Annotated in this window: 11 protein-coding genes; 5 read left to right on the top strand and 6 right to left on the bottom strand. The window is 51.5% G+C overall.

The annotated features are described in order from the left end of the window. The 3 genes from ACQRAX_RS25360 to ACQRAX_RS25350 form a co-directional block, all read left to right on the top strand. The coding region (locus ACQRAX_RS25360) for a hypothetical protein (protein ID WP_427867767.1) at nt 1-435 on the top strand (435 nt) is incomplete at its 5' end. An 83-nt stretch (nt 436-518) separates the two neighbouring features. Then, a complete protein-coding gene (locus ACQRAX_RS25355; RefSeq protein WP_047918851.1) occupies nt 519-1,106 on the top strand; it encodes an MbeB family mobilization protein in 588 nt (195 codons plus the stop codon). 46 nt (nt 1,107-1,152) lie between these two features. Continuing rightward, a complete protein-coding gene (locus tag ACQRAX_RS25350) occupies nt 1,153-1,407 on the top strand; it encodes a Cryptic plasmid protein A (RefSeq protein ID WP_003690227.1) in 255 nt (84 codons plus the stop codon). Here ACQRAX_RS25350 and ACQRAX_RS25345 read toward each other — a convergent pair. From ACQRAX_RS25345 to ACQRAX_RS25320, 6 genes are all read right to left on the bottom strand, one after another. Beyond that, nucleotides 1,385-1,663: an endoribonuclease VapD gene (locus ACQRAX_RS25345; RefSeq protein WP_003690225.1), complete on the bottom strand. Its 279-nt coding sequence runs from the start codon at nt 1,661-1,663 to the stop codon at nt 1,385-1,387. The two genes, ACQRAX_RS25350 and ACQRAX_RS25345, sit on opposite strands and share 23 nt — an antisense overlap. Further along, nucleotides 1,663-1,848, bottom strand: a complete 186-nt coding sequence (locus ACQRAX_RS25340) for a DUF5397 family protein (RefSeq protein WP_003690223.1) — start codon at nt 1,846-1,848, stop codon at nt 1,663-1,665. Before ACQRAX_RS25340 ends, ACQRAX_RS25345 begins: the two co-directional genes overlap by 1 nt. A gap of 2 nt (nt 1,849-1,850) precedes the next feature. After that, the gene (locus tag ACQRAX_RS25335) at nt 1,851-2,096 is read right to left on the bottom strand and encodes a hypothetical protein (protein ID WP_003690221.1); all 246 of its coding nucleotides are present in this window, start codon (nt 2,094-2,096) and stop codon (nt 1,851-1,853) included. Beyond that, entirely contained in the window at nt 2,093-2,335 is a 243-nt protein-coding gene (locus tag ACQRAX_RS25330; RefSeq protein WP_003690220.1) for an HTH domain-containing protein, read from the bottom strand. The genes ACQRAX_RS25335 and ACQRAX_RS25330 overlap by 4 nt, the downstream gene beginning before the upstream one ends. A 3-nt stretch (nt 2,336-2,338) precedes the next feature. Continuing rightward, nucleotides 2,339-3,208 carry a replication initiation protein gene (locus tag ACQRAX_RS25325; RefSeq protein ID WP_003690219.1) on the bottom strand — a complete coding sequence of 290 codons (870 nt, stop codon included), beginning with the start codon at nt 3,206-3,208 and terminating at the stop codon, nt 2,339-2,341. An 82-nt stretch (nt 3,209-3,290) separates the two neighbouring features. After that, nucleotides 3,291-3,689: a hypothetical protein gene (locus tag ACQRAX_RS25320; RefSeq protein ID WP_025455849.1), complete on the bottom strand. Its 399-nt coding sequence runs from the start codon at nt 3,687-3,689 to the stop codon at nt 3,291-3,293. Here ACQRAX_RS25320 and ACQRAX_RS25315 point away from each other — a divergent pair. Both ACQRAX_RS25315 and ACQRAX_RS25310 read left to right on the top strand, forming a co-directional pair. Further along, nucleotides 3,594-3,974 (top strand): MobC family plasmid mobilization relaxosome protein, encoded by a 381-nt coding sequence (locus ACQRAX_RS25315; protein ID WP_014580441.1) that lies wholly within the window; start codon nt 3,594-3,596, stop codon nt 3,972-3,974. The genes ACQRAX_RS25320 and ACQRAX_RS25315 overlap by 96 nt on opposite strands. Then, nucleotides 3,971-4,230: hypothetical protein (locus ACQRAX_RS25310; RefSeq protein WP_427867766.1), on the top strand; the 260-nt coding region annotated here is incomplete at its 3' end. The genes ACQRAX_RS25315 and ACQRAX_RS25310, both read left to right, overlap by 4 nt.

Below are 4,230 nucleotides of genomic sequence, written 5' to 3'. Positions count from 1 at the left end.
GAAAGCAACATCCCCGCCGAACAGAAACACGCCCTGATGGACAGCTTCGAAGAGTGTATTTTTGCAGGCTTGGACAAAGACCAATACAACTGCCTATGGGTAGAACACCGAGACAAAGGGCGTTTGGAACTCAACTTCGTGATACCGAACATCGAGCTTTTGAGCGGAAAGCGGTTACAGCCCTACTACTACGCCGCCGACAGAGGAAGAGTGGACGCATGGCGCACCATGCAGAACCTGACGCACGGATACAGCGACCCAGACGACCCCGCCAAACGGCAGAGCATGACCCAAGCCAAAGACCTGCCGAGAAACACGCAGGAAGCCGCACAGAGCATCACAGAGCATCACAGACGGCTTAGAAGCCCTAGCCCTATCAGGCAAGCTAAAAAGCCGCGCAGACGTGCTGGAAACGCTGGAAAAGGTAGGTTTTGAAATATCACGAGCGACCATCAGCAGCATCAGCATCAAGAACCCGGACCCAAAAGGGCGCAACATCCGACTGAAAGGCGCACTGTATGAGCAAGATTTCCGATTTGGCGAAGACCTTCGAGCAGACATCACGCACCGAAGCCGCCAGCATAGAGCAACAAACGAAAGCAGACTTAGAGACGTTACGGAAAAATATCAACGAGGCATTGAAGCAAAGCGAGCAGAAAATAACCGCCGATATAAACGCCCGGCAGTTACGCATGAGCAAGGCAGTATTCAAGCCCTATCTGTGGAGCTTGCTAGGTATATCGGCGGCAGGGTTGATAGTCATAGCAGGGCTGTTCATAGCGATATGGAGCGTCAAGAACGAGCTGGACGACTTGAAACAGCAGAGAGCCGAAGCAGAGCGCACCCTAGACCTGTTGGAAACCAAGACCAAAGGTTTGACACTGGAAAATTGCCCAGTCGAGAACAGCAAAGCAACGCGGGTATGCGTAGCGACCGAGAAGCGAATGATGAAAGCCTTAACGCACTTGGGCGAAAGGTTGGCAGAGCTAGAGCAGGAAAACACGAGTTTAGCGCAGCAGCTAGCGAGCTTGGCAGCCGAGTTAGAGCGGCAGAGCGAAATACGGCAACGGCAGAGCGAAATCTTGAATCAACTAGCCAAACGATAAGCCAACGACACAAACGAACCCAAAGCAGGGGATGGGGAATGAGCCGATGATTACCGAGAACGAACGCGACAGGCGAACAGCCGCATGGCTGATAGAGACCTACGGGGCAGAAGCCGTAGCGGAAGCAGAAACCCGCATTGCGGGCGCGAGAAAGCCCTATCCGAGCAATATCGCCAAAGTATTGGGGGCTAGCCTACCCGAAGCCCTAAAACGCACAGAAAACGCCGCAGCGCGCCAAAAACTGGCAGGGCTGCGGCGGATGTTGGACGGTAAGGCAGTTAAGACTTCACAAGACTTGTGAAATCAGACCACTGCTCAATGCGGAACGCCCGAATATCGCGGACAGAAGACGGAAACCAAGGCAGAGCTTTTAGCTCGTTGATGGCTGAAAACAGGTTAGCCATATCTTCGTTTTGGCAGGTGTACAAACTTCCCTGAATGCGGGTAAAGCCGAATTTCCGCAGGGTGTATCCAATATCCGCGTAGGCTTGGGAAATGCCTTTCGGATGGTTTTGAGCGGTATCGGCAACCACCAAATCAAAAGAAATCGCGTACATTAGGCAGCCTTTGGGTCTTGAACGATGTGGGACAGTTTGTATTGCGTGTGTTCGCCGCTTTCCGGCAGTTCAATATTTACGAGCCAATCGCCGTCCGGAAGCTGTTCGGCAGGCGTGCCGACGATGTACATCACGCCGTAATCGCCAAAGGTGCGGATTGAACCGGTGGGGATAGTGGTTTGCATGGTTAGTTCTCCTGTTGGGTTTGGTTTTCAGGCTGGTTTGTCATGTACAAAACCCGTTGGGCAGCTTTTTCGGCTGTTGTGCGTTTGATGCCGTCAGGCAGAAAAATTCTCCATTTTTTGGCTAGAACTATATCTGCAAGATCATCAACCGTTGCGCTTTTCAAAGCAGGATTTGCGTTAATTTCCGAATACAGAAAATCTTTGAATGCCGAGTACAGAGCATCGCGGTTTATTGCGTATCTTGTCATGCTGTTTCGCTTTGGTTGTCAGTTTCAGACGGCATAGGCTTGCCGCGCCTGTACCAAGTGGCGCGGGAAATGCCGAAGTGTTCCCACGGTTTATCGCGGCTGATAGAGTTTTCGGCTAGGTAGTCGGCGCGGGATTGCGACCATGCCCGAAAAACGGTTCTTGTGGAACAGCCGAAGCGTTTTGCCAGTTCTTTAGCCGTAACGTCTCGCTTGGTGGTTTTCAGTTTTGGATAGGCCATATTTCAAAGCTCCGTGATGATTTTTGTTCTGCCTGCATTGATGGTTGTTTTCCGCAAACTATTCCGATGAGCCTGCAATTCCGAAAACCGTCGATTGCTGGCTGCAATATCAAACTTGTACCAAACCCAGTTAGCGATTGATTTGGAGATACATTTCACTTCTTTTTCCCACATCGGGACAGGGAAATCCCCATTTACCCGCATACACTGGTAATGCACTTCTTTCAGCCAGCCTTGCACCGTGTAGCCCTGCTGTTTGAACGCCAACACGTTTTTGTGCGCCCAACGGCTCACAAGGTTAAACACCGTGCAATTTCTGCTTAATCCGACCGCTTCCACGTTAGAGCGACCGATATAGGGCTTAAACTTGTCTAAATCCACGAAATCCGCAAGATACTCCAAATCGTAGCCCCTGATTGCGTCAGGAACGCCGCGCAGCGTCAGCCAATGCGGATGTTCGGGATTTTTCGTAATCAGCGATACAAAGCCCACATCACCGCGCAATTTCGCCTTATATGCTGCTTCAAGTGCAGCAAGATAGCGCAGGGCTTTTTGTCTCCCACCGTATTCCGCCGTCAGCACAGGCGCGGAAAGCGCATAGGCAAGGTGTGCGCCGCCGTTTTCCCTGTTGATTGCCGCCCAAGCAGGCATAGGCAGATTATTGTCTTCCCAAGCCAACCCCGCCCCTTCGTAATCCAAGTCAAAGAGCATAAACACACGCAGATGCGGCGGATTGACTTGGATGTAGCGGCGTTTGATGGCGGCAGCGTAAGAGCGCACCAGCATAGGCGCTTCTTTGAAATCTTTGCAGTATGGCTTGTGTGGGATACGTTCTTGCAAGAAGAGGTCGGGTTGGGTGTATAATTGGCTCATGTTGTATCTCGAAACCCCCGTGCAGATTGGCGTTTGGCGGGGGTTTTGCTTTGTCTAAGATTTGCAGATTGTATGCTTGTTTTTAAGATGATACAACTATGTCAAAATAACCATAATCAGATAACAGCCCGATAGGGGTTCTTATTTCAAAATTTTCCAATCCGCAATTTAGCGAAGCCAGCAGGCGAAGCGGTAAAGCTTGGAGCGCAGCAGCGCGACCTAAGCCGGCCAGCAGGGCGGCGTTTTGGGGGAAACATGAAACCAGTTCCGACAGGGCGGCGTGCGTGTTCTTCCCGGAGTTCTTCATGGAGTATCGGCGAAATGCCGTGATGAAATGCCGTTTTTTTGAGCAGAAAGCAGTCAAAAACAGGGGTATTTTGCCCTTTTGACAGGTTCGAGTGCCGCCGAAAAGCGAACAAAGCAACTCATCATCCGAGTCAGCCCGACCGAGTTTGAGACTTTGACCCGACAGAAGACCCATCCGAATTTAGCCCGCTACATTCGGGAGCGGGTTTTGGAAGATGGCAAAGCATCCGACAAAAAAACCGTCAAATTCCAATTCCCGCCCGAAGTCGTGCGCGTCCTTGCAGGCATGGGTAACAACCTGAACCAAATAGCCAAGGCCCTGAACACCGCCGCAAAGGTCGGCACGTTGGGCAATGTGGAAGCACTCAAGGCGACGACCGAGCTGGCAGCGTTGGAACGTTCCTTAAATTCCCTACGGGATTTTTTAGCCAAAGAAAAGAACGGATGGCAGTCCCAATGATTGTGCAGTTTTTCAATAGGGGGAAAGGCGGCGGGAGTGGTCCGATAGACTATCTTCTAGGCAAAGACCGCGACCGAGAAGAAGCCAGATTATTACGCGGCGACCCCGAAGAAACCGCCGCCCTGATAAACAGCAGCGATTACGCCAAGAAATACACCGCCGGCTGCCTGAGCTTTGAAGAAAGCAACATCCCCGCCGAACAGAAACACGCCCTGATGGACAGCTTCGAAGAGTGTATTTTTGCAGGCTTGGACAA

Source organism: Pseudomonas sp. UM16 (genome assembly GCF_050312595.1).
In the GTDB taxonomy this organism is placed as follows: domain Bacteria; phylum Pseudomonadota; class Gammaproteobacteria; order Pseudomonadales; family Pseudomonadaceae; genus Aquipseudomonas.
This window is presented reverse-complemented; position numbering and strand designations above follow the sequence as displayed.